Source organism: Streptococcus mitis (genome assembly GCF_946190335.1).
Lineage (GTDB): Bacteria > Bacillota > Bacilli > Lactobacillales > Streptococcaceae > Streptococcus > Streptococcus mitis_CH.
Genome location: NZ_CAMHZN010000001.1, coordinates 1 through 24,215, shown reverse-complemented (window position 1 = coordinate 24,215; position 24,215 = coordinate 1). Strand labels below are relative to the sequence as shown.

Below are 24,215 nucleotides of genomic sequence, written 5' to 3'. Positions count from 1 at the left end.
GCCCTTCACAGGGAAATACTCTCAGTCCCTACTTACACAGGCACGCTAATCAAGACGGAGTGGATTCAATTTTCAAAGAACAGGTAGCTTTATTATAGATAAGAGTAGTTGAAATTTTTATCACATTTCTTATTTTTCTGTCGAGCTAAATTCATATTCATCAAAGAGTTTGAAATAAAAGACTAACATTGTTACATAACGTTAGCATTTCATTTCCCTAAAATAAGCTAATTTTGTCTAAAAAAGCAGCAAACTATAAACTAGTAGGTTCCACACCAAATGTAGACCCATACTGCCCCATAAGTCCGATTTGTAACGTACAAGCCCTAAAAACATCCCTAGTGAAACATATAAACACCAAGCTAGAATGGTTTCTGGATGATGTGCTAAGGCAAATAAAACACTTGTCAAAGCAACTCGAATATCTAATTTTCTGACCAAGTTCCATAAAATTTCTCTATACAGAAATTCTTCAACCATACTCGCATTGATTAAGAACAATAAAAATGAAAACCAAGGAACTTGATGTTGAAGGCCAATTAAGTTTGCTTGATTCGTAGTTCCTTGAGCATGAATCAGGCTAAAACATAGACTTATAAGCAGTAGGCTAACGAATCCAATACCAAGCCATTTCATCCTAGATTTCATATTGATCTTATGAGCTTGTTTGCGTTGGCCATACATCCATAAAAAAGAAATGAGCGACGCTCCATAGAGAATCTGTAGTATAGTTAACTCACCGATACAAAGCAATTTCAGTAAGTATAGAGATACCAATAGGACATTTACTTGTTGGATTATATAAACTGGAATTATTCTTTTCATAATTACCTCCGAAATAAATCTTCATAATCTAAATCTAATACCTGCACAATCCTTTCTACCCATGGACTTTGAGGCATTCGTTGTTCCATCTTATAGTGACGAATCTTTTGATACAAACGATTCAATTCACTTGGATAGTGAAACTCTCCCGCAAACATTTTTCTGGTTAACTCAATCCAGCTGATATTTCTTTCAGCCAAAATAATGGACAAGTTCTCCCAAAATCGTTCAGCCATATTGCTTCTCCTTTAGTTAGATAAATAATGTGTTTGTGCCATGTAAATCAATTGTTTCGTATCTCTTGGCAATAAAGCTCTAGCCTCCTCCAGATTCAGATTTGGATAAACTCGCTTATTTGAAACCGCAAGAGGAAGTCTGATGGTTAGTTCAGGATTTTTTAATATCATTTCGATGAAATCTGTTAATTTTAGGTTATCTCGATTCTTAAAACGTAATAAATTTGGAGATAAAAACTCAAAACAATCTGAAGAATAGCTCATCATTTCAATTAATTTTTCCTTTGTCATTTCAGAAACAGAATGACAAGATACCTCGATGCCATAGTTTTGGAAGAAGTCTAAAAGAAGTTGATTTCTTTGGCTATTTTTACTTAGATAGAGATCAATCATGGGAGACCTCCCAAAGATTCGGTTCCATTTGATATTCTGAGACGATTAAGGAATCTAATAAATTTGAGAAGTTAATCGATTTCTTGTCTTCATCATAAGCTTTTACAGTTACTTGGGTTGTAAGTATTCCCTCTTTTCCCTCGGCTCGATAGCCTTGCCCATATAAAACAAAAACAAGATTCTGATTATCATCTATAAAGGCATCAGCTCCGTTCTTTATATCCTGACTTTCAAGGAATTCCATAATGTTTTGAAGATAGGATTCATAAAATAGTGGGTAATTGTGTTTTTTATGGTAATAATCTAAAAATTTCACTTCAAACTCACATGGATAATTGGGCATCAAAAATATTTGTTCATCCAACTGCATCATTTCTGCATCATGTAATTCTGTTTCTAATTCATCACAATATAGTATTGACTCTTTATTTAACGCTTTCATCTTTTTCCTCTATTTCTTTCAATTTCTTTGCGATTGCAGCAATCACAGGAACGGTTACACTATTACCAGCTTGTTTATAGAGCTGACTATTACTAGAGACTTTTCTAGCAGCTTCAAAAGCCCAATCAGGAAACCCTTGCAAGCGAAAACACTCTTTAGGAGTGATTCGTCGAATTCTCAGACGGTAAAATTGTCCATCTATCAAGACACCGGCTACATGATAAACTTTTTTATCTTCTCCTTCATAGCTAGCCACTACTACTCCCATTTGACCACTAGTTGTTAACGTATTCGCTATACCTTTTCCAACTCTTCCACGACGATACTGAGAACTTGGTCTTTCTAAATTGATTGAATCCCCAATCTCTGCTTGAGTATATCCTTTTTTAGTTGCCTCCCGGACTTTTAAAAATTGGATTGGTTCTGGAATCAGTATTTTGGGGATTTTATCTCCACCTTGCATCGTAGTCAGTGTTGGAGATAAGCCCTCGCTTCCATAGACGCGACCAGTCTCCTTAAAGCTAGTTGGTAAATCTCCAACAACGACAATACCATGACGATCCTGAGTATTTAAAGTAAACATCGGCTCTTGGTTTTCCTTAAAGCGTCTCCCATTTTGTCTCTTGTCTAATCTATCTGGTGTAATGCAAGGAATAGCAACCTTAAATCCTTCTCCTTTTCCACGAACTAAAGTTGGCGCAAGACCTTCTGAATAATAGACTTTACCACTCATTCCACTTCTTGATGGATTCAAATTTCCTAGTGCTTTCAAAGTCTCAGAGTTAGTTGCTTGACCTTCTCGTCTGAAAGGAAATAGGAGTCGGGCACCTTTCTTTCTAGAATGTCCGATAATAAACACCCTCTCTCTGTTTTGGGGAACGCCAAAATCCTTACTGTTAAGCACCTGCCACTCAACATCAAACCCCAACTCATCAAGTGAGGTAAGGATTGTGGTGAACGTCCGTCCCTTATCGTGATTGAGTAGGCCTTTAACATTTTCAAGAAAAAGAAAACGTGGTTGGATTTGTTTGGCCGCCCGAGCAATTTCAAAGAACAGAGTGCCTCTAGTATCTTCAAATCCCAATCGTCTTCCTGCGATTGAAAATGCTTGACAAGGGAATCCCCCACAGATGATATCGACTTTCCCTCTAAGTTTTTTAAATTCGTCATCTGAAACATCTCGTATGTCATGAAATTCAATTTCTCCTTCCGTTTGAAATATAGACTTATAAGATTCTCTAGCAAATTTATCAATCTCACAAAATCCAATACACTCGTGTCCGACACTTTCCATTCCTAGTCGGAAACCCCCTATACCTGAAAATAAATCAATAAATCTCATTTCTTTATCCCCCCTTTCTTATCGACTACCATTGTCAGAACTGTCACTCCACTTGAAATGACAATAAGCATAACTAATATCCACTCGATTGGCGACATTTAACCACCTCCTTTTCTAACACGGTTATTCCAAACGGAATACAAGCCATTAAACACAAATTCAGCAAGGACTTCCGCTCGTCTAACAAAGCGAACATTGTCAAGAGCATATTGATAGACTCTTTCAAAATCAGTCATAGCAATTTCACTGGCTGTTTCAGAAAAACCCTCTCGTCTAAATTGATCTTGTACCAATCCCCAAATATAATCTCGATCATATTTTGTGACCTTTTCTACTTTTCTTTTCAAAATAGGTTGAGTATTCCTATTCTCCTCATCCTCAATAAATAAAGAATCAGTCTCACTATATTTAGTCTCACTAACTTCAGTCTCACTAGGGGCTGAATATGAGACGGGGGACGTATCATTTTCAACCTGCCCTAGTGTTTTTTTAACACTAGGCCTGTTTGAATTACCTACTGGGGTAGAAGATAATTCCCCTAAATAAATCTTATTAGCTAGTCTTCCTTTCTCACTTGAAGACTGTTGGACTTCATCAATTAAGTCATATTCTTTAAGAATTTTTTTGATGGACAGTAATTTTGACTTCGAACAACCTAACAGCCTCATCAGTTTAGAATTAGAAAATACTAAATAAACCGCTCCCTCTTCATCTATCCAACCACGACTGAGAGATAATTCTAAACGGTCTTTTAAAATAGAATAAGCCACCTTTACTTCTAGTTTCATATCCATATATTTCTCATCCTCAAAAAGAATTTTAGGTAATTTGTAATACCGTTCTGAAGTTTGGTATTGATTTACGGTTATTCGTTTCATAGCGCTCCTCCAAGTTCTTTGAGTATTAAATCTCCACTTGATTCCAATCGAACCAAGCCACTTTTTTCTAATTCAGCCATAAGAGAGATGGCTTCAACAATGTCAATTCCCATTTCACGTACTAAAAATGAAATGACAATATAGCGTGATGATTGTAATTCCTTTGTCATTTTCCCTCCTGAAAATAAAAAAAGGAGAACAATATTCAATTGTTCTCTCTTTAGATAAATATTTATTGTTGTATTCATTTTTCCGATGCGCAAACGACATCTATAAATACATATACATCTATGTGCCTTTTTAGGACTTTTTTGACGTCAAAATTGCCTTTGTCTACAAATACAAAATGCTTGTAAAATAGCTTAAAATCAAGGATTTTCACCCTCTTGTTCGTTGTAGCAACACTACACACTCCACGTGATGTGTCTGAGGAAAAAGATCAACCGGCTGGACTTTCTTCAATTCATATCCCAATTCTCGGTAGAGTTTGATATCACGCGCCATAGTAGCGACATTACATGAGATATAGGCAATGCGATCAGCTCCTGTTTGGCTACTTGCCTTGATAAAACTTTCGGTTAAGCCCTTGCGTGGAGGATCAACCAAGATAACGGTTGGTTGAATACCTTCCTTGAGCCAATTCTTCATAGCATTTTCAGCTGTGTCACAGACATAGTGGGCGTTTGAAATATTGTTCAGCTGAGCATTCTTTTTGCTATTCTCAACCGCTTCTGCAATCACTTCAACACCATAAACTTCCTTGACATGTTTCGCAACAGAGAGGCCAATCGTCCCGATACCAGAGTAGGCATCAATAACCACATCATCTGATTTTAATGCTGCAAAGTCAATAGCTGTTTGATAGAGATTCTCCGCCATTTCAGTATTGACTTGGTAAAAAGCGGGACCAGCGATTTGGTAGTCATTTCCCAACATTTGGTCGGTAATATAGTCTTGACCATAAAGCGTACGCCATTCCTTACCAAAAATAGCATTAGTGTTCTGGTCATTAATATTTTGCATAACAGACACAATCTCTGGGAACTGCTTGATTAATTGTTCAATCAATTGTTCCACACGGAAAATCTTTGGACGGGTTGTTACCAAAATAACCATGATTTGTCCTGAGTAATGCCCACGACGTACCACAAGGTTTCGAATCAAGCCAGCTTGTTCCTTTTCATCATAAGGTTTCAGGTCATAACGACGGAGCAAGTCACGTAGAGCTACTACTACCTCATCAATCACAGGATCTTGGATAAAGAAATCTTCTAGAGGCATGAGGTCATGCGAATTCTTACGGAAAAATCCTGTTTCCAAGACACCATTCACACGACGAACAGGGACCTGCGCCTTATTGCGGTACTTGACTGGATGTTCCATACCTAAAGTTTCAGCAACCTCTATATCATCAATTCCAGCAATCTTATATAGACTATCCTTAACTTGCTTGGTTTTAAATTTGAGCTGTTCTGGATAGGCAAGATGACCTAAATCCGCGATTCCTGAACGCAGGTAAGCCAAATCTAAATCTTGATTACGGTGTGGTGATTGAACAAGGTATTCTTCAACTTTACCAAAACCAATCTTTTTATTGACCTTGAGGACACGCATGAGGATTTTTTCACTCGGTAAAGCATTCTCGACAAAGAATACCAAACCATCCACCTTGGCCACTCCTGCACCTTCATGGGTCAAGTCAACAATTTCAACTTCTACAATATCATTTTTCTTTAACATTTTCTTCTCTTTCTATTGACCGACAAAAAAGACGGCAACGTTACGGTTACCATCTATTATACCATGATTTTTCTTAAGAACCAAAACTCTTGAAGAAGTTGACAATGGCTTGCCAGAGGGAGCTTAGGAAATTGCCGCCGTCCTCTAGCGCCTTATCAGCATCAAAGTTAAGGTTGATATTTTTAAAACTGTCGCCAGCTTGTGAAACAATACTTTGTTTAAGGTCATTCAGGGTTTTAGTGAAGTCTGCATTGCTGAGGATATCACTCTTCGATAGATTCAAAGCAAAATTGATGATGATATTGATTTGGTTTCCTGTTATAACCTGATCAAGTTTGTAATTTTTCAAGGTATCTTCAACAATTTTACGGATATCTTCCTCCGTCAGATTTCCCTTGCTTTCTTTAGCTTTGGCGAGTCCTGACTTGATATCAGCTAGGGCAACGTTTAATTTATTAGCATCATAGCCTGACTTGTCCTTGTTTTCAGCATTGATATCGGACAAAGCCTTCAACTCTTCTTGAGCCAAATCTTTGTTGGCTTGTGGCACCTTGGCTCCATTAGCTTCAAGTGAATAGTAAATCCCTGCTAAGGCACTCTCACCTGTAACTGAAATAGGTGCTGCTACAGTAATTTTGGCGTGTTCCACACCCAAAGTTACGGCCGCATTGCGGTACATATCCTGCGTCACCTTAGTGATGTTTTCTGGTGTTTCAATCTTGACCTCAAGTGGCGACTTGTCACCTAGCTTTTGAATCTTGGCTGATGAATACAATTGTAAGCTAGAGTCATTGGCAACATTCATAATCTTAGAATAGACATCAGGTGTCATGGTCTTGAGTTCTTTGGTGTCTGTTGAGGCATTGTAGCCTAGTTTTTTAAGGGTTTGATTTTTTTGATCTTCAGACAATGATGAACCTAGGACATATTCGGGTTGAACATAGGTTTCATCGATGACTTTTTGAACATCAGTTGCTGCATGGACACTATTCATAGCTGTTACTGCCCACAAGACCGCAGCACTGGTCAGAAAGAGTTTCTTTCTCATAGGGAATTTCCTCCTTTACCTTTCTAGAGTAATATATCTATCTTAAAGAAAACTTATAACAAAAACACCTGGACTAGCCAGATGTCGAAAAGAGAGTAAAACATTTGATGATGTAAAGGTTGAGTTGCACCTGTCTAGAATAATAATAGTTTCCTCCATTTACATAGAGTTCGGCTCCATGAAAAATGGAAATGGGGTGAATATAACTATAAGTCTTTCCAGTGGTGTTACCAAGCAAGGGAGCAACAGTATCACGAGAGTACTGTTTGGCCAGTGCTAGGGTGTTTTCCTTACCATTTTGGGCGATAAAATCGATATAGGCAGGTCCAAAATTATAGGCTTGAACAGCCGTCCAGACATCTACCCCCTTCTTCTGGGCCAGATAGAGATTATCTGTCAGAGTTTGAACACCTTGCCGAATGCTAGAAGCATTATCATTGATGGTATTGGTGGAACCACTTGCAGACTCACTAGACTGCATAACATCGCCTTCTTTTCCTTTTGTTTCAGTATAAATCATAGCGAGCACAAGCTCTTCGTTTGCTGGGGTGTCTTTTTCACTCAAGATTTCTCGCACCATGGGTTGATAGGTCATGACTTGCTTGACATCCTGGTGAACGTGGTAAGCTTTATATCCAGCAAAAAGGAAGACTGCTAGTACAAGCACTCTTCGAATTCGTTTAAACATTATTTACTTTGGATATCCTCGATATTTTTGATTAAGATAGAGTAGGTTCCATTGTCGTTTTGGATAAACTCAACAGACTCGGCGTCTTGATAGACGTTATTAGGAACTATGAGCTCAATTCCATTTGACAAAGAAAGTTTTTGGTTTTCAAATTTTTTAAGCTGACGACTGGCATCAATTTCATCAAACTGAACAGGCTCTGGTACGGCTTCTTTGACTTGATCAATAAAGCTCAAACGAGCCGTCAGATTATTGTCAAAAAGATCGTTGGCCAATTTTTCAGGTGATAATTCATTGCTTTCTTCTAGGTTGTTGAAAATCGCTGATTTGACCTTAGATTGAAATTGAAAATCATCTGTGTTAAAAGTCTCAGCAATTCGCTGTGCCGTTTTTTCCAGTTCCTTGATAGATTTCTTTGGAGAAATCTTAGGGGAAACGGCAAGAAGATTGTCTGAAAAATAGTTCAAGAAAGTCCCATTGTACTTGATGCGTTTTTCAATCAGATGGTACTTGCGACTCTGAAGATTGACCACCAAGGCCTCATCAGCACCCGTTCCAAATCCAGGCAGGTTATTCTGAGTCAGCTTGATTGGATTATCGACCTCTCCTCCGAGGTGGGTCAGGGTCTCACGCAGGGCAATTCGCAAGAAAGCGAAATGTTCCACGCCTTCTTTAGAAAATTGCACAAAAATCAAGTCATTGGTCTTGAGATTTTCAGAAATACTGAACTCTTCTTTCCAGAGATTAGCCAGTGTGACTGATGTCTCCAACAAATCGTCTGTGATATGATTGAAGAAGGGATTTTCTTCCTCGAAAATCCCAGTCTTGGCTTCATCTGAATACACACGCTCAATTTTTTTACGCAAGTATTCTTCGATTTTTGGAGTAATATTGAGAAGCTTATCCGCTAGGAACAGCTCGGTATCATCCGGTCTAAACTGATGGATAATAGCTTTCTTAATATAAATGTCCATAAAAATTTTAGTCCTCGTATAATGGGAAGGCATCTGTCAATTCTTTGACTGCACTTCTCACTTCTTCTAATACAGCCTCATTTTCTGCATTCTTAAGGGTTTTAATTATCAGTTCAGCAACTTTGCGACTCTCTTCTTCACCAAATCCACGCGCAGTGATGGCTGCAGATCCGATACGAATCCCACTTGTCTTGAATGGTGACAAGGTTTCGTAAGGGATTGAGTTTTTATTTAGGGTAATATTGACTTCATCCAGCAAGTTTTGAGCAACTTTTCCGTTTTCTACAACTTTAGTCACATCCACTAGGAAGAGGTGGTTTTCAGTCCCACCAGAAATGATACGGAAATCAGGATCTTGCAAGAAGACTTCTACCATAGCCTTGCTGTTTTTGATAACATTGGCAGCATATTCCTTGAAGGCTGGATCCAAAACTTCTTTGAAGGAAACTGCCTTAGCAGCAACAACATGCTCCAAAGGACCGCCCTGAATACCTGGGAAAATAGCTGAATTGATTTTCTTAGCAAGTTCTTCGTTATTAGTCAAAATCAAACCACCACGAGGTCCACGAAGGGTTTTGTGAGTCGTTGTTGTAGTGATATGAGCGTATGGTACCGGACTTGGGTGTAAACCAGCAGCAACCAAACCAGCGATATGGGCCATATCCACCATAAGCTTAGCCCCAACAGCATCTGCGATTTCACGGAATTTTGAGAAGTCGATAATTTGAGAATAGGCTGACGCACCAGCTACAATCAGTTTTGGTTTTACTTCTTGGGCTTGTTTTAAGATAGCATCAAAGTCCAAGAGTTCCGTTTCAGGATCCACACTATAAGAAACAAAATTGTAGGTTTGACCAGAGAAGCTGACAGGAGCTCCGTGGGTCAAGTGTCCACCTGCTGCCAAATCCATCCCCATAACAGTATCGCCCGGTTCAATCAAGGCCATGTAAGCCGCACAGTTGGCTTGGCTTCCTGAGTGAGGTTGCACATTGGCAAATTTAGCACCGAAAATTTCTTTTGCACGTTCAATAGCTAGACTTTCTACCACGTCTACCACATCAGTCCCACCATAGTAACGGCGTCCTGGGTAGCCTTCGGCGTATTTATTCGTCAAGATAGACCCTTGAGCTGCCATAACAGCCTTGGAAACTACGTTTTCCGAAGCAATCAACTCAATGTTGTTTTGTTGGCGTTCTTCTTCTTTGGCAATAGCATTCCAGAGATCAGCATCATATGCTTTAAAATCATCTTTGTCAAAAATCATAGGTCTTCTCCTTTATTGTGTGACTAGTCCATTAGTTTAATTCTCTTATAAGAAAATTAAACTAAAAGATGCGAATAAACCGTTTCTGCATTTTATCACAAGTATAACCAACTTTTTCATAAAATGCATGAGCACCCAGACGATGATCGGCAGAGTTTAAGCGGATAAACCCATAACCACGTCTTTTTGCTTCTTGATCCAACCCTTGCAGTAAGCTTTTACCAATACCTTGACCTTGCGCTTGAGGTGAAACTGCTAAGGCTAAAATATTAAATCCTGCTTTAGAATAAAGTGATTCATAGACCTCAGCGTGGACATATCCAAGTAAGACATGACTAGCTTCATCCTCATAGCCAAGAAGGAAATGATGGGAATCCTGAGACAGTTTAGCTAGTTGACTAGCCGTGTCCTCTGGACTAAAAGAATAGCCCAAAGCTTCTTGGTTAATGTCACATATAGATTTCACATCTGTTTCTCTTAAATTTCTTAGCATTTCATGCCTCCTCAAAAGAAATCTCTGGCAACCGAGCAAGAATATCTTCTCGCTTAACGGCCCCTTGACGTAAGATTTTCACCTTGTCTCCAGACAGATCCAAAATAGTTGAATCCTGTCCAGTTAGAAAAGCATCGTCTTCCAGACCCAGAACCTCTTGGTCAAAATCCTCTAGAATTTGATTAAAGGTCACTCCACTTTCCTGACCTGAAATATTGGCAGACGGCCCAATCAAGGGTCCTGTCTCTCGAATCAAATCAAGGGTAGTGGGATGACTAGGCATCCGAAATCCAACAGTTGCAAGACCAGAATTGACCCAATAGGGAACTCGGTCATTAGCTTCGAGAATAATGGTTAAGGGACCTGGTAAAAAGGTCTCTACAAGTTTTTGTAGATAAGTTGGCTGATTCTTAGAAAAGTACAAAATGTCCTCTAGAGAGGCGATATTAAGATTGAGCGCCTTGTCTCTGGGACGACGTTTAATCTGGTATACATGATTAACTGCTTTTTCGTCTAGAGCCTTGGCAAAAAGACCGTAAACTGTCTCTGTAGGTAGAACGACAGCTCCACCATTTTCCAACTCTTGTTTAATACTGTCCATCATCAACCACGACCATCCTATCTTGACCAAATTGATCCTTAAGTGTTCTTACACGTTTTTCAGGAAGATGCTTCCTAAAAAGTTCAGGAACACTTTGACCTTGCTTGTATCCAATTTCAAGGTAAATCTTACCACCATCTTTGAGATAGTCTTTTGCATCTTCCGCAATTCTACGGTAAATAGCTAGGCCATCCTCGTCTGCAAAGAGAGCTAGATGAGGCTCCGAATGCAAAACATTCAAGCCGACCTCTGACTCATCTTCACGAGAGATATAGGGTGGATTGGAAACAATTATATCATATTTTTCAGAAATTTCTGTAAAACAGTCAGATTTTTTTAAAAATATTTGAAGATTTTGATTTTTAGCATTTTCGTTAGCTAAATCTAAAGCATCTTGGGAAATATCTGCTGCTGTCACTGACCAATCTGGTCTGTTTTTTGCTAGAGCGAGAGCAATAGCTCCACTACCTGTTCCAATATCCAGAACTGAAAGATTCGTCTCAGGATTTTCAGCCAGAATAAGCCCCACCAACTCCTCTGTTTCTGGACGAGGGATCAATACTCGCTCATCAACTGTTAACTGCATTCCATAAAAATCTGTCTGTCCAATGATGTACTGGGCTGGTTTATGAGCTGCTAACTGTTGGAAAATTCCTTTTACAAATTGTTTTTCTTCCTTGTTTACCTCTTGCTGGAGGGCAAAGACAAAATCTGTAAAAGAAAGATTTTTCAGGCTACGATAGACAAAAGAGAGGCTTTCAGCTTCCTCTCCTTGTCTTATCAACTCTTCTTCAAAATCTGAAAATAATTGAGCTAATTTCATTATTTGTTTAATTCTTCTAATTTTTGTGTTTGATCATAGAGCACCAAGGCATCCACGACTTCATCCAATTTACCAGACAAAATGGTATCTAGTTTTTGAAGGGTCAATCCAATACGGTGGTCTGTAACACGGTTTTGTGGGAAGTTATAAGTACGAATTCGTTCTGAACGGTCACCAGTACCGATTGTTGACTTACGCTCAGCGTCTTGTTCATCTTGTGCAATCTGAGCAAAGTGGTCAGCAACACGCGCACGAATGATTTTCATGGCCTTCTCACGGTTCTTCTGCTGGGTACGTTCTTCCTGCATCTCAACCTTGATATTGGTTGGCAAGTGAACGATACGAACAGCAGTCGCAACCTTATTGACGTTCTGTCCACCAGCACCAGAGGCGTGATAGATATCGACACGAAGGTCTTTTGGATCAATATCGTATTCTACTTCTTCGACTTCAGGCATGACAAGAACTGTTGCTGTTGAAGTATGAACACGGCCTTGGCTTTCTGTCACAGGGACACGTTGCACACGGTGGGCACCAGATTCGTACTTGAGTTTAGAGTAAACAGATTGACCTGAAACCATGGCAACGACTTCTTTGAAACCACCGACACCATTCATAGAAGCTTCCATAACTTCAAAGCGCCAGCCTTGGGCTTCAGCATACTTTTGGTACATGGTTAGCAAATCTCCAGCGAAAAGTGCTGCTTCGTCTCCACCAGCGGCGCCACGGATTTCAAGGATGATGTTCTTATCATCGTTTGGATCCTTTGGAAGGAGCAAGATTTTCAGTTTTTCTTCGTATTCTTCTTTTTCAGCCTTGGCATCTTTGAGTTCTTGCTTGGCCATTTCTTCCAAGTCCGCATCTCCGCCTGATTCCTTAATCATTTCTTCAGCGTCAACGATGTTTTGAAGGACTTGTTTATACTCACGGTAGGCTGTTACCGTATCACGAGTAGAAGCCTCTTCTTTGGAAAGATCCATGAAACGCTTGGTGTCCGAAACTACATCTGGGTCACTGAGCAACTCTCCTAATTCTTCATAACGGTCTTCTACAGCTTGTAGTTGATCATAGATGTTCATTTTTCTTCATTCTCCTTATTGATTTCAGGGGCAAAATAATGTTTACGGCAAACTGAGATATAGGTTTCATTTCCACCAATCTGGATCTGTTCTCCATCGTAAACTGGTAGTCCATCCTGTGTTCGCAAAACCATAGTTGCCTTTTTCTTACAATACTGACAGATGGTCTTGATTTCGTCAATCTTGTCTGCTAAGAGCAAGAGATATTTGGAACCTTCGAACAGTTCATTGCGAAAGTCATTTTTCAAACCAAAAGCCATGACAGGTATGTCTAACTCATCAACAACACGAGCTAGGTCGTAAACATGGTGACGCTTGAGAAACTGAGCCTCATCAACTAACACACAGTATGGTTTTTCAGATAGGTTTCGGATATAGCCGAAGATATCAGTTGTTTCCTCAATCGCAATGGCAGGGCGTTTCATGCCAATACGACTCGACACATAGCCAACACCGTCACGAGTATCAAGAGCTGAGGTCATAATCACAACACCTTTTCCTTGCTCCTCATAGTTATAGGCCACCTTGAGAATCTCAATCGTCTTACCAGAGTTCATGGTCCCATAACGATAATACAACTGTGCCATGTTTCTTGCTTCACGTCCATTTCTAAATTTTTGCTACATTCTAGTATATCATAATTTTCTTAAGCTTTAAACGGCAAAATGTGGTAAAATAGAAGAAATCAAAACTAGTGGAGGAAGCTATTATGCCATTTGTACGTATCGATTTATTTGAAGGACGCACGCTCGAGCAAAAGAAGGCTCTTGCTAAGGAAGTAACAGAAGCTGTTGTTCGCAACACTGGAGCCCCTCAATCTGCTGTCCATGTCATCATCAACGACATGCCAGAAGGAACTTACTTCCCTCAAGGTGAAATGCGCACCAAATAATCTAGCTTAAGCAGAATTGCTTAGGCTTTTTCAATCTCCAAGTAGCATCCATTGAAGAAATAGCCTAAATTTGTTACAATTTGAAAAGAGACTTGGGAAAATTTCCAAGAAAAGAGCTATTAATTAAAGGAAATATTATGATTACACGTGAATTTGATACCATCGCTGCTATCTCTACTCCACTAGGTGAAGGGGCTATCGGTATTGTCCGTCTGAGCGGAACAGAAAGTTTTGCTATTGCGCAAAAGATTTTTAAAGGAAAAGACTTGAGCAAGGTTACTAGCCACACTCTCAACTACGGTCACATTGTTGATCCTCAGACAGGTAAAGTCATGGACGAGGTTATGGTTGGGGCTATGAAGTCTCCAAAAACCTTCACTCGTGAGGATATTATCGAGATTAACACCCACGGTGGGATTGCAGTCACTAATGAAATATTACAACTAGCGATTCGTGAAGGAGCTCGGTTGGCAGAACCTGGTGAATTTACCAAACGTGCCTTTCTAAACGGTCGAGTAGATTTGACACAGGCAGAGGCGGTGATGGATATCATCCGCGCCAAGACAGACAAGGCCATGAACATTGCAGTCAAACAATTAGATGGTTCCCTTTCTGATCTTATCAATAATACCCGTCAAGAAATCCTTAACACACTTGCTCAAGTTGAGGTTAATATCGACTATCCTGAGTACGACGATGTTGAGGAAGCCACTACTGCTGTTGTCCGTGAGAAGACTATGGAGTTTGAGCAATTGCTAACTAATCTCCTTAGGACAGCCCGTCGCGGTAAAATCCTTCGTGAAGGAATTTCCACAGCAATCATCGGCCGTCCCAATGTTGGGAAATCCAGCCTTCTCAACAACCTCTTGCGTGAGGACAAGGCTATCGTCACAGATATTGCTGGTACAACCCGTGATGTCATTGAAGAATACGTCAACATCAATGGTGTTCCTCTCAAATTGATTGATACAGCTGGTATTCGTGAAACGGATGATATCGTTGAACAAATCGGTGTTGAGCGTTCGAAAAAAGCTCTTAAGGAAGCTGACTTGGTTCTTCTAGTGCTAAATGCCAGTGAACCGCTGACAGCGCAAGACAGACAGCTGCTTGAAATTAGTCAGGATACAAACCGCATTATTCTTCTTAATAAAACCGACCTGCCAGAAACGATTGAAACTTCAGAACTACCTGAAGACGTCATCCGCATTTCAGTTCTTAAAAACCAAAACATCGATAAGATTGAAGAGCGAATCAACAACCTCTTCTTTGAAAATGCTGGTTTGGTGGAGCAAGACGCTACTTACTTGTCAAATGCCCGTCATATTTCCTTGATTGAGAAGGCTGTTGAAAGCCTACAGGCTGTTAATGAAGGGCTGGAACTAGGTATGCCAGTTGACTTGCTTCAAGTTGACTTGACTCGTACTTGGGAAATACTCGGAGAAATCACTGGAGATGCTGCTCCAGATGAACTCATCACCCAACTCTTTAGCCAATTCTGTTTAGGAAAATAAGAAATCCATGATCGTTCATTCGGTCATGGATTTTATTGTCTTATTAGTAATCTGGTCTTAAGACACCTGTTACGGTTGCCTTAGTCGCTTCGTAGTCGCCATCTACGACAACCTTGATAATGCGTTTGGCATCTTCTTCTGGTGCTGGAACTAGAGGTAGACGAGTTGGTCCAGCTTCAAATCCCATGTAGTTAAGAACAGCCTTAACTGGAGCAGGACTTGGATAAGAGAAGAGGGCATTAACCTTAGGAATGAATTTACGCTGAATTGCTGCGGCTTTCTTCATATCGCTTTCTGCAATGGCAGTAAACATCTCGTGCATTTCATCCCCATTTGTATGGGATGCAACAGAAATAACCCCGTCCGCACCAAGGTTCATGGCATGAAAAGCATCACCATCCTCACCAGTATAGACCAAGAACTCTTCTGGCTTGTGCTCAATTAAGTAAGCCATATTGGCCAAGCTGGTACATTCTTTGACACCAATAATATTTGGATGGTCAGCCAAACGAAGCATGGTTTCTGGAGTTAATTCGACAACCACACGACCTGGAATGTTATAGATGATAATTGGTAGGTCAGAAGCATCTGCAATGGCCTTAAAGTGCTGATACATTCCTTCTTGAGAAGGTTTGTTGTAGTAAGGAACTATAGCAAGCCCAGCTGCAAAACCACCGAATTCTGCTACTTCTTTGACAAACTCGATAGAGTCACGCGTATCATTGGTACCCACACCCGCAATCAAAGGAACACGTCCATTGACAACTTTTTGTACAGCCGCAAACAACTCCAACTCCTCATCGTGCGTCAAAGTTGGACTCTCAGCAGTGGTCCCTGCGAGAAGAATTCCATCCGTATGATGGCTCAATAAATGCTCAATCAAGGCTGGAATGGCATCAAAGTTGATGGAACCATCCTCGTGGAAGGGAGTAATAAAGGCTGTGATGATTTTACACTCTTTTAAATCTTGATAAGACATGAGAAACACCTCTCTATTTCAAAGAAGGAGTTCATCTGAACTCCTAAACAATATGACTATTTTAATTCAAATTTCAATTCAGCTGTTGGACGAACCAAGCCACGTTCGTGCAAAGTTTCTGCAATCTGAACTGAGTTCCAAGCAGCACCTTTGAGAAGGTTATCTGAAACAACCCACATGTGGATTCCTTTTTCAGCATCCAAGTCTTTACGGATACGACCAACAAAGGTATCACGTGAACCCACTGCATTGATAGCTTGCGGATAAATTTGATGAGCTACATCATCCTCAAGAACAGCACCTGGGAAGGCTGCGATAGCTGCTTTTACTTCTTCGATTGGAGCCACTTCTTTTGTTTCGATGTAAACAGACTCAGAGTGAGCTGACAAGACTGGAATACGCACACATGTTGCAGATACTGCAATGCTATCATCTTCCATGATTTTCTTAGTTTCCTTAGTCATCTTCATCTCTTCGTAAGTGTAATCATTGTCAGTGAAGACATCAATTTGTGGAAGAGCATTGAAGGCTATAGGATAATGTTTCTTGTCACCACCTGAAGGCAAGATTTCCGCATGCAAATCACGTGGGGTTACACCATCATTCAAGACTTCACGAAGTTCACGTTGTGTCTCAAGAATTGCTCCCATACCAGCACCTGAAACTGCTTGGTAAGTTGAAACAATGATACGGTCCAAGCCCCATTTTTGGCGAACTGGCTCAAGAGCCACCATCATTTGAATTGTTGAACAGTTAGGGCAGGCAATGATACCGTTGTGGGCATCAAGTGCATGAGCATTAACCTCTGGAACAACCAAAGGAACATCTGGATTTTGACGGAAGTAAGATGTATTATCTACTACTACCGCTCCAGCTTTAACTGCGTATGGTGCATATTTAGCTGATGTAGAACCACCTGCTGAAAAGAGAGCAATGTCAACTCCCTTAAAAGCAGTTTCAGTCGTTTCTTCAATCGTAATATCTTGATCTTTAAATTTCAAAGTCTTGCCCGCTGAACGTGCAGAAGCAAGTAAACGAATTTTATTGATTGGAAGTGTTGATTCTTCCAACATTTTTATCATCTGAGCACCGACAGCACCTGTCGCGCCGACTACAGCAACTGTATATCCCATAAATAACCTCTTTCGGAATTTTCTAAAAATTTCTATAATAGATGTATTATACTACTTTTTCCATGAATTGCAAAGCTTTTTCATCATTTTTTGGAAAATAAAAATCCCCAGTCGCTAGACCAGGGACTAAGAGGCATCTTCATGTGATGAGCAGGTTCACACAACTCATCAAGGTCCGCTCCTGCGTTATGACCTCCTTATGCTCAATAGTAGTCCGAAGACTACCTATCGACTCATCGCATCTTCTATTCTACTAGATAAAGTCACTTTTGTCAACAGCCAAAACGCTTTCACTTCATTTATACAGGTCTATAAGAAAAACCTTGGTCCCCCAAGGTCATTTTGTTTCTATCATGCTAATTGCCGGGATTGAACCGGCGACCTCATCCTTACCATGGATGCGCTCTGCCAACTGAGCTAAATCAGCTTACTAAAAAAGTATACTATAGTTAGAAAAACTTGTCAAGTTTTCTTAGAAATTTTCCATAAGAAAAAGCCAGGTAATAGCTACCTAGCTTATCTTCTTCTATTTGCTTAAATCAATTCGACGACCAATTTTACCAATAATAATCGCTCCAATAATCAATGAGGCAAATTCACCAATCCCTGTTGTAAACCAAGTAAGGAAAAATGGTAATTGTGCTACGATATTCAACTCGGCAGCGATAGTAAACATAGAAATTGAAAAGAGGATTGAGAAGAAGAAATGATCTTTTCGAATCAATCCGTTAAAAAGATAATCCTTGCTATATTTTGCAAAAAGCCAAACACCTAGACTGAGGAATACCAAGGTTGAACCACCACCAACAAAGACATCTAGCAGTCCGAAGCTAAAGAAATTAGCAATCATACAACCGATAGTAACTCCGATGATATACTTAGGATTGTAAAAAGCCATAAAGTTCATCATTTCTGAAATGCGAAACTGATAAGCACCATAGCTAATAGCATTTAAGGGTGGTGTGACAGTTAAAACGACATAGATAGCAGCAACAATTGCAATATCTGCAACATCACGAATAGTTAATTTTTTCATCTTTTCTCCTTTGGCGGTTGCCCGCGTGTAATATGCTTGGTGAAAGAAGCTAAGCACCAAGGGTTGATTCAATCAACCTTACTAGTATAGCACAATAACTTGCTTTATGCTATACTAAAAGTATGAAAAAACGCATTCAAAGTCTCTTCGAGAATGAGCTCTTAGCCTATCTCTTTTTTGGTATAGCAACTACTCTTGTCTCCATTCTATCCCGATTAGTCATTTATCAATTAACCCATAAAGAACTGCTTGCTACTGGACTAGCAAATAGTATCGGTATCCTATTTGCATTTATTACAAATGATAGGCTTGTCTTTAAGCAAGCTAGAGAGAATTGGCCAAGCCGTTTAGTAAAATTTACTATAGCACGTCTTTCTACTTTTCTTTTAGACTTGTTTTTAACTTTTATCTTTGTAACTCAGTTTCCTAATATTATCGGGCAATTTGTAAATAATAATATAGACAAGGTTAATAGTATTGAAACCGTTATTTCACAATTCTTGATAATTATCCTCAATTACATTTTTAGTAAGGTATTTATTTTTAAAAAATAAGAAAAAATTTACATATAGCTTGCAAGAACTTCTTAATCAATATATAATTAAGAGTAAGAATTTTTTTGAAAGGAAATTATGAAAATGTTAAAAGATCTTAAAGCATTTTTGCTTCGTGGTAATGTTGTTGACCTTGCTGTCGGTGTGATCATTGCCTCTGCTTTTGGTGCAATCGTTACTTCATTTGTTAACGATATCATTACTCCACTCCTATTGAACCCAGCCTTGGAAGCTGCGAAAGTACAAAACATCGCTGAGCTTGCATGGAATGGTGTTACATATGGTAAATTCTTGAGTGCTATTATCAACTTCCTTGTTGTAGGTACTGTTCTCTTCTTCGTTATTAAAGCTATGGAAAAAGCCCAAAGCCTTACTAAGAAAGAAGAAACTGTTGAAGAAGCTCCAGCTGGACCAACTGAATTGGAAGTACTTCAAGAAATCAAAGCTCTTCTTGAGAAAAAATAATCGATTAAAAGGATCTAGCGCAAAGCTAAATCCTTTTTTCTTTACTCTTTTGGTAACTTACCTGCTTTCTCAAGCATTTTCTTAATAAGATAAGGCATTTTAACATTTTCACGACCTTTTTTCTCAATCAGTTTTTTCACAAATTCCGGCATTTGTAAATCTTGAGATTCGGCCAAGATATTTTTAGTCTCATCTGAAGGAACTAACTCATCAAAGGTTTCTTCTTCTGGGAGAAATTCCTTAAATTCTTGATGTTCATTAACTCTGACTGTATTAACTAAGGCATCAATCAAACGTGAATCCGTATTTGGCATTGGTGGACGATGATAGTTCACCCCCAATTCCTGACATAAGTCATAACATTCCACATCATTGTCAAACAAGACTTCAATATGCTCGCTGATGAAGCTGATAGGAATAAAAATATAATGATCTGGATGTTCTGTCTGTTCTCTGAGATACTCCAAGACATCTGGCTTAATCCATGGAATCCCGATATCACTTTCACTTTGCCATGTGTTAGTATATTGCTCAGAACTCAAACCTAGTTTTTCAGCGACTAGCCTGCTATTTTTAAAAATTTGATCGATATAAGGATCACCAAAATCCAAGGCAAAAATGGGGACACTGTGGGCTGAAAAGATGACTTTAAAGCTATTCTGCTTTACTTCTTCTTTTAAAATCTTAGCAATTTCATCTGCCCAATAGTTTAAGAGCGCTTCTTCTTGATACCAGTCCTTGATAACTAAAAATTTAATTTGTTTGCTTTCTAAAAATTTCTCGTATCCCATGACAGAGTAAAAAGAATAATGGGGCTCCAAAATCAAGCAAATACACTGCTCGATTCCGTCTGCTTCCATCTGACCAATCACATCTGGAATAAAGGGTTTGGAAAACTTATTAGCAAAATAAACACTATACTCATTCCCCAGCCTAGCTTCTACCAAGGCAACCTCTTCTCGGGTAATTTTTTGCAGAGGCGTGCCGCCAATTCGTACATAATTATCATAGAGAGTCTGAATTTCGTGGTCTTGAGGTCTCACTCCACGACGAATATTTGTGAAAAAATCAGCCACACCTTCAAAGGTAATCTCTTCTGGCGAACCGAAAGTCATCATTAAAATTGCTTTTTTCATAATCGCTTCCTTGTGATATTTTTATCAGGTTTATTTTATCATTTATCCATTAATAAGTAAACGCCAACATAGCGAATTTCCCTAACTTCTGTCTTTTGTTTTTCTCTCTTTTCTATGATACAATGGAAAAAATGAATTCAAAAGGAGTTTTTTATGACTTATCCCAATCTCTTGGACCGATTCCTAACCTACGTTAAGATCAACACGCGCTCTGATGAACACTCTACTACTACTCCAAGTACGCAGAGTCAGGTAGATTTTGCTACAAATGTTCTTATTCCAGAAATGAAACGTGTTGGATTACAAAATGTTTATTATCTACCAAATGGTTTTGCAATTGGGACCTTACCAGCCAACGATCCATCTTTAACATGTAAGATTGGCTTTATATCTCACATGGATACTGCTGACTTTAATGCCGAAGGAGTCAATCCACAGGTAATTGAAAACTACGATGGTGGTGTGATTGAACTTGGAAATTCTGGTTTCAAACTCGATCCAGCTGACTTTAAGAGTCTTGAGAAATATCCAGGACAAACGCTCATCACAACAGATGGAAAAACCTTGCTAGGTGCTGATGACAAGTCAGGAATTGCTGAGATTATGACTGCCATTGAATATCTGACTGCCCATCCTGAAATCAAACACTGTGAGATTCGTGTTGGTTTTGGTCCAGATGAAGAAATCGGTGTTGGTGCTAATAAATTTGATGCAGAAGATTTTGATGTTGATTTTGCCTACACAGTTGATGGTGGGCCACTAGGTGAGCTTCAGTACGAGACCTTTTCAGCAGCGGGTGCTGAATTGCATTTCCAAGGACGCAATGTCCACCCTGGTACTGCCAAAGGGCAAATGGTTAACGCCCTTCAGTTAGCAATTGATTTTCATAATCAACTTCCAGAGAATGACCGACCTGAGTTAACTGATGGCTACCAAGGTTTCTATCATCTTATGGATGTGGCTGGAAGCGTTGAGGAGGCGCGTGCAAGCTACATCATTCGTGATTTTGAAAAAGACGCCTTTGAAGCGCGTAAAGCAGCTATGCAGTCTATCGCTGATAAGATGAATCAAGAACTTGGTAGCGACCGTGTCACCCTAAACTTGACAGACCAGTACTACAATATGAAAGAAGTCATTGAAAAAGATATGACTCCAATTACCATTGCCAAAGCAGTTATGGAAGATTTGGGTATCACTCCTATAATCGAACCAATCCGTGGAGGGACAGACGGCTCTAAGATTTCCTTTATGGGAATCCCAACTCCTAATATCTTTGCGGGAGGAGAAAATATGCACGGACGTTTTGAATACGTCAGCCTTCAGACTATGGAACGTGCAGTTGATACCATCATTGGTATCGTAGCTTATAAAGACTAAAAAGACGAGGTAGCTCAGCTACTTCGCCTTTCTTTTTATTCTGCTGGTTTTTCTTGATTTCCAGTACTTATTGTAGATTCTGTTGTTTCCTTTTCTGAAGCTGGTTCAGCAGGTTTAGAATCTGTTGTGTTGCTCGGTTTGTTTTCGTCGCTTGCAGTTTCACTGTTAGATTCTGTAGCTACATTTGGTTGATTCTCTGCACTTGTGCTATCAGCATTCGATTCAGCTTTTGTTGCTGGAGTTGCTTCTTCACTCGCACTTGATTTTGACTTGATTTCTTGATTCAAGACCAGAATAGCTTTTGTCAATTCAAGTAAAGCAGCCTTATCTTTACTCTTAGCAGAAAGTTGATCTAGTAATGCATCCACCTTATCAAAGTCTTCATCAGAACCCTTGTTGTTTTCTAAATAAGCATGAAGCGACATGAGAATATCGTAGAGTTTCTGATAGAGAATAAGTGTCTGAGGATCTTGCTCAGCATTTTCTTTCTCTTGTTGAAGAGCGCTAGCGATACGAGTCAAGACATCTTTTATCTGACTGTTTACTTCATCCAAGTCTGCATCAACCTTGTTTGTGGCAGCTTTGAGATTTTCTACTTCTTCTGCCAAGGATTGTCTGATTCCTTCTTCTTGGATTTGTCCCAAGAGTTGATTTGCCTTGTTCAAAAGACTTTCTACTTCTTCCTTGCTAACATGATTGACATGTTCTTCAGGCATAAAGTCTCCGTACAATTCTTTCAAGAAGCCATAAATAGCTGTCTTGGCAGTTTGGTTATCTACTTTTTCAGTATCTAGAACTGTCTGAGTCGATTTAGCAGTAGTTGGTTGAGCTTTCAAAGCTTCTTCCACCTCTTGTTTTGCCTGATAGATGCTTGGGAATAATCTGTTCAATTCTGCTGCCTTAAGGAAGGATTGAGATTGATACAAGGTCCAAGTCAACTGAGCCACTTTGTTTCGAAGTTCATCATTTAAACGACCGTCATTTACGTGTTCGTAGAAATACTTGATGTATTCTACAGTTGTAACACCTGTTCGATCATTGAAGTCTTGAAGAGCTTGAAGTTGTGATTCAACAGCTGCTAAACCAGTCTCATCTTTAGCCAACTTAGCTTCCTGGAGTCGAACGAGAAGGTCTTTCTTAGGAAGTCCATAAGAATCTGTATCTAGTGTATTGATTTTATCAATCAAGGCTTGATATTTCTTATCTAGAGCGCTTGTTTCAACAGGTTTGACACTTTCATCAATATGGATATATTGCTTATCAAAGAGATCAAGGATTGCAAGATAACCTGCTGTAGAGTTAGTTGCCAGTTTCTTCATGTTTTCAGTAAACTGACCTAAGGCTAACTCAATCTGTCTTTGTTCGATAGGCTTGTCTTTGTAGATACTTCTGCTATCAGCTAGAAGTTGATCCACTTTTTCCAAGACTGCCTTCTCATCAAAAGCTCCAGGTTGATAATTGGATTGTAGGGCTGGAATCTTGTTTTTCAAAGCCACTTCATATCCCTTAGTTTGAACCTTGATGTAGTGATTGTGATCGCCATGAGGAATCACAAAACTACCATTTTCTACCTGTAAGCTATAAGGAGACACACCATCTCGCAAAGCAGTGGTATAGAGTTCATTTAGGAAATCAAGTTCTGGATTGCCAGTTTGTAGCGGAAGACGCACATGTTCCTTACGAACAGCATATGGGTGGATATGAGTTGGATCGTAGGCTTGGTCTGGATTTCCAAAGACAAAGAAGCCGTTTGAGATTCTAATAGCTTCAAGTGGAACACCGTAGGTCTTAGAAATATAAGCAATCTTTTCTTCATCGCTAGCATCTCTTGAGAAAGACTCTACCGTTTTAGCAAGAGGTTTTACAGGCTCTGCATCATGATGTGTTTTCAAATGGTCTTGTGCAGCCTTAATTTGCTCTGCTGTCAAATCTTTCTTGAAGAAGTAATGATTATGGTCTCCGTGACTCATGACAAAACCTTGCTCATCCTCACTGATGACATGATCGGCATCAAAACCGTGATCATGGTCTTCATCATGATGGTGTCCATGATGATCTTCATCGTGATCGTCATCATGAGCTGGATTTGGTGTTGCTGTATTTGCCTCTTTCAAGTGGTCTTGCGCTGCCTTGATTTGATCAGCAGTCAAATCCTTCTTGAAGAAGTAATGATTATGGTCTCCGTGACTCATGACAAAGCCTTGTTCATCCTCACTGATGACACGATTAGCATCAAAACCGTGATCATGGTCTTCATCATGATGGTGTCCATGATGATCTTCATCGTGATCGTCATCATGAGCTGG

27 protein-coding genes, 1 tRNA gene and 1 riboswitch are annotated in these 24,215 nt (G+C 39.5%); of the genes, 5 read left to right on the top strand and 23 right to left on the bottom strand.

Features of this window, described 5'->3' with window-relative positions; translation table 11 throughout:
- Positions 1 to 237: 237 nt before the first annotated feature.
- The 17 genes from N8O43_RS00140 to N8O43_RS00060 all read right to left on the bottom strand — a co-directional run bounded on the left by N8O43_RS00140 (position 238) and on the right by N8O43_RS00060 (position 13,413).
- Positions 238 to 825, bottom strand: coding sequence for a CPBP family intramembrane glutamic endopeptidase (locus N8O43_RS00140; RefSeq protein WP_261088954.1), 588 nt, complete (start codon positions 823 to 825; stop codon positions 238 to 240).
- Between the two features lie 2 nt (positions 826 to 827).
- Positions 828 to 1,061 (bottom strand): hypothetical protein, encoded by a 234-nt coding sequence (locus N8O43_RS00135; RefSeq protein ID WP_000840776.1) that lies wholly within the window; start codon positions 1,059 to 1,061, stop codon positions 828 to 830.
- 12 nt (positions 1,062 to 1,073) lie between these two features.
- On the bottom strand, positions 1,074 to 1,454 hold the full coding sequence (locus N8O43_RS00130; RefSeq protein WP_049493835.1) for a thioredoxin domain-containing protein: 381 nt from the start codon (positions 1,452 to 1,454) through the stop codon (positions 1,074 to 1,076).
- Positions 1,447 to 1,896, bottom strand: coding sequence for a hypothetical protein (locus tag N8O43_RS00125; protein ID WP_261088953.1), 450 nt, complete (start codon positions 1,894 to 1,896; stop codon positions 1,447 to 1,449). The genes N8O43_RS00130 and N8O43_RS00125 overlap by 8 nt, the downstream gene beginning before the upstream one ends.
- Positions 1,880 to 3,238, bottom strand: coding sequence for a DNA (cytosine-5-)-methyltransferase (dcm, locus tag N8O43_RS00120; RefSeq protein ID WP_261088952.1), 1,359 nt, complete (start codon positions 3,236 to 3,238; stop codon positions 1,880 to 1,882). The genes N8O43_RS00125 and dcm overlap by 17 nt, the downstream gene beginning before the upstream one ends.
- Positions 3,239 to 3,336: 98 nt before the next feature.
- Positions 3,337 to 4,116 carry a replication initiator protein A gene (locus N8O43_RS00115; protein WP_261088950.1) on the bottom strand — a complete coding sequence of 260 codons (780 nt, stop codon included), beginning with the start codon at positions 4,114 to 4,116 and terminating at the stop codon, positions 3,337 to 3,339.
- Positions 4,113 to 4,286, bottom strand: coding sequence for a hypothetical protein (locus N8O43_RS00110; protein WP_000159607.1), 174 nt, complete (start codon positions 4,284 to 4,286; stop codon positions 4,113 to 4,115). Before N8O43_RS00110 ends, N8O43_RS00115 begins: the two co-directional genes overlap by 4 nt.
- Before the next feature lie 208 nt (positions 4,287 to 4,494).
- The gene (gene rlmD, locus N8O43_RS00105; protein WP_261088948.1) at positions 4,495 to 5,856 is read right to left on the bottom strand and encodes a 23S rRNA (uracil(1939)-C(5))-methyltransferase RlmD; all 1,362 of its coding nucleotides are present in this window, start codon (positions 5,854 to 5,856) and stop codon (positions 4,495 to 4,497) included.
- Positions 5,857 to 5,929: 73 nt separating this feature from the next.
- Positions 5,930 to 6,904 carry a DUF1002 domain-containing protein gene (locus tag N8O43_RS00100; RefSeq protein ID WP_049544654.1) on the bottom strand — a complete coding sequence of 325 codons (975 nt, stop codon included), beginning with the start codon at positions 6,902 to 6,904 and terminating at the stop codon, positions 5,930 to 5,932.
- A 73-nt stretch (positions 6,905 to 6,977) separates the two neighbouring features.
- Complete coding sequence (pmp23, locus tag N8O43_RS00095) at positions 6,978 to 7,592, bottom strand: cell wall hydrolase Pmp23 (protein ID WP_000476366.1); 615 nt, start codon at positions 7,590 to 7,592, stop codon at positions 6,978 to 6,980.
- Positions 7,592 to 8,566 carry a nucleoid-associated protein gene (locus N8O43_RS00090; RefSeq protein WP_261088944.1) on the bottom strand — a complete coding sequence of 325 codons (975 nt, stop codon included), beginning with the start codon at positions 8,564 to 8,566 and terminating at the stop codon, positions 7,592 to 7,594. Before N8O43_RS00090 ends, pmp23 begins: the two co-directional genes overlap by 1 nt.
- A gap of 7 nt (positions 8,567 to 8,573) precedes the next feature.
- Entirely contained in the window at positions 8,574 to 9,830 is a 1,257-nt protein-coding gene (gene glyA, locus N8O43_RS00085; protein WP_000575482.1) for a serine hydroxymethyltransferase, read from the bottom strand.
- 61 nt (positions 9,831 to 9,891) lie between these two features.
- Positions 9,892 to 10,323 (bottom strand): GNAT family N-acetyltransferase, encoded by a 432-nt coding sequence (locus tag N8O43_RS00080; protein ID WP_000945732.1) that lies wholly within the window; start codon positions 10,321 to 10,323, stop codon positions 9,892 to 9,894.
- A 1-nt stretch (position 10,324) separates the two neighbouring features.
- A complete protein-coding gene (locus tag N8O43_RS00075; protein WP_173876100.1) occupies positions 10,325 to 10,927 on the bottom strand; it encodes an L-threonylcarbamoyladenylate synthase in 603 nt (200 codons plus the stop codon).
- Positions 10,911 to 11,747 (bottom strand): peptide chain release factor N(5)-glutamine methyltransferase, encoded by an 837-nt coding sequence (gene prmC / locus N8O43_RS00070; RefSeq protein ID WP_153199084.1) that lies wholly within the window; start codon positions 11,745 to 11,747, stop codon positions 10,911 to 10,913. Before prmC ends, N8O43_RS00075 begins: the two co-directional genes overlap by 17 nt.
- The gene (gene prfA, locus N8O43_RS00065; RefSeq protein WP_001028792.1) at positions 11,747 to 12,826 is read right to left on the bottom strand and encodes a peptide chain release factor 1; all 1,080 of its coding nucleotides are present in this window, start codon (positions 12,824 to 12,826) and stop codon (positions 11,747 to 11,749) included. The genes prmC and prfA overlap by 1 nt, the downstream gene beginning before the upstream one ends.
- On the bottom strand, positions 12,823 to 13,413 hold the full coding sequence (locus tag N8O43_RS00060) for a thymidine kinase (RefSeq protein ID WP_153199083.1): 591 nt from the start codon (positions 13,411 to 13,413) through the stop codon (positions 12,823 to 12,825). Before N8O43_RS00060 ends, prfA begins: the two co-directional genes overlap by 4 nt.
- Positions 13,414 to 13,535: 122 nt before the next feature.
- Between N8O43_RS00060 and N8O43_RS00055 the strand changes: the two genes are divergently transcribed.
- Entirely contained in the window at positions 13,536 to 13,718 is a 183-nt protein-coding gene (locus N8O43_RS00055; RefSeq protein ID WP_001117401.1) for a 4-oxalocrotonate tautomerase, read from the top strand.
- 137 nt (positions 13,719 to 13,855) lie between these two features.
- Positions 13,856 to 15,229 carry a tRNA uridine-5-carboxymethylaminomethyl(34) synthesis GTPase MnmE gene (gene mnmE, locus N8O43_RS00050; RefSeq protein WP_261088941.1) on the top strand — a complete coding sequence of 458 codons (1,374 nt, stop codon included), beginning with the start codon at positions 13,856 to 13,858 and terminating at the stop codon, positions 15,227 to 15,229.
- A 43-nt stretch (positions 15,230 to 15,272) separates the two neighbouring features.
- On the opposite strand, the gene dapA is transcribed toward mnmE, so the two are convergent.
- The 4 genes from dapA to N8O43_RS00030 form a co-directional block, all read right to left on the bottom strand.
- Complete coding sequence (dapA, locus tag N8O43_RS00045) at positions 15,273 to 16,208, bottom strand: 4-hydroxy-tetrahydrodipicolinate synthase (RefSeq protein WP_020902846.1); 936 nt, start codon at positions 16,206 to 16,208, stop codon at positions 15,273 to 15,275.
- A gap of 56 nt (positions 16,209 to 16,264) precedes the next feature.
- Complete coding sequence (locus N8O43_RS00040; protein ID WP_261088938.1) at positions 16,265 to 17,341, bottom strand: aspartate-semialdehyde dehydrogenase; 1,077 nt, start codon at positions 17,339 to 17,341, stop codon at positions 16,265 to 16,267.
- A gap of 354 nt (positions 17,342 to 17,695) precedes the next feature.
- Positions 17,696 to 17,768: transfer RNA gene (locus N8O43_RS00035), tRNA-Thr, on the bottom strand.
- A gap of 99 nt (positions 17,769 to 17,867) precedes the next feature.
- Positions 17,868 to 18,377: a QueT transporter family protein gene (locus N8O43_RS00030; RefSeq protein ID WP_000737072.1), complete on the bottom strand. Its 510-nt coding sequence runs from the start codon at positions 18,375 to 18,377 to the stop codon at positions 17,868 to 17,870.
- Positions 18,375 to 18,471, bottom strand: a riboswitch (PreQ1 riboswitch). It overlaps the preceding gene by 3 nt.
- A 28-nt stretch (positions 18,472 to 18,499) precedes the next feature.
- Here N8O43_RS00030 and N8O43_RS00025 point away from each other — a divergent pair.
- Complete coding sequence (locus N8O43_RS00025) at positions 18,500 to 18,931, top strand: GtrA family protein (RefSeq protein WP_153199080.1); 432 nt, start codon at positions 18,500 to 18,502, stop codon at positions 18,929 to 18,931.
- 84 nt (positions 18,932 to 19,015) lie between these two features.
- Positions 19,016 to 19,396, top strand: a complete 381-nt coding sequence (gene mscL, locus N8O43_RS00020; protein WP_000910199.1) for a large conductance mechanosensitive channel protein MscL — start codon at positions 19,016 to 19,018, stop codon at positions 19,394 to 19,396.
- A gap of 41 nt (positions 19,397 to 19,437) precedes the next feature.
- Here mscL and hemH read toward each other — a convergent pair whose 3' ends face one another.
- Positions 19,438 to 20,532, bottom strand: a complete 1,095-nt coding sequence (hemH, locus tag N8O43_RS00015; RefSeq protein ID WP_261088931.1) for a ferrochelatase — start codon at positions 20,530 to 20,532, stop codon at positions 19,438 to 19,440.
- A 153-nt stretch (positions 20,533 to 20,685) separates the two neighbouring features.
- On the opposite strand from hemH, the gene pepT reads away from it, so the two are divergent.
- Complete coding sequence (pepT, locus tag N8O43_RS00010) at positions 20,686 to 21,909, top strand: peptidase T (RefSeq protein ID WP_261088929.1); 1,224 nt, start codon at positions 20,686 to 20,688, stop codon at positions 21,907 to 21,909.
- Between the two features lie 35 nt (positions 21,910 to 21,944).
- On the opposite strand, the gene N8O43_RS00005 is transcribed toward pepT, so the two are convergent.
- On the bottom strand, positions 21,945 to 24,215 hold a 2,271-nt coding region (locus tag N8O43_RS00005; protein ID WP_261088927.1), incomplete at its 5' end, for a pneumococcal-type histidine triad protein.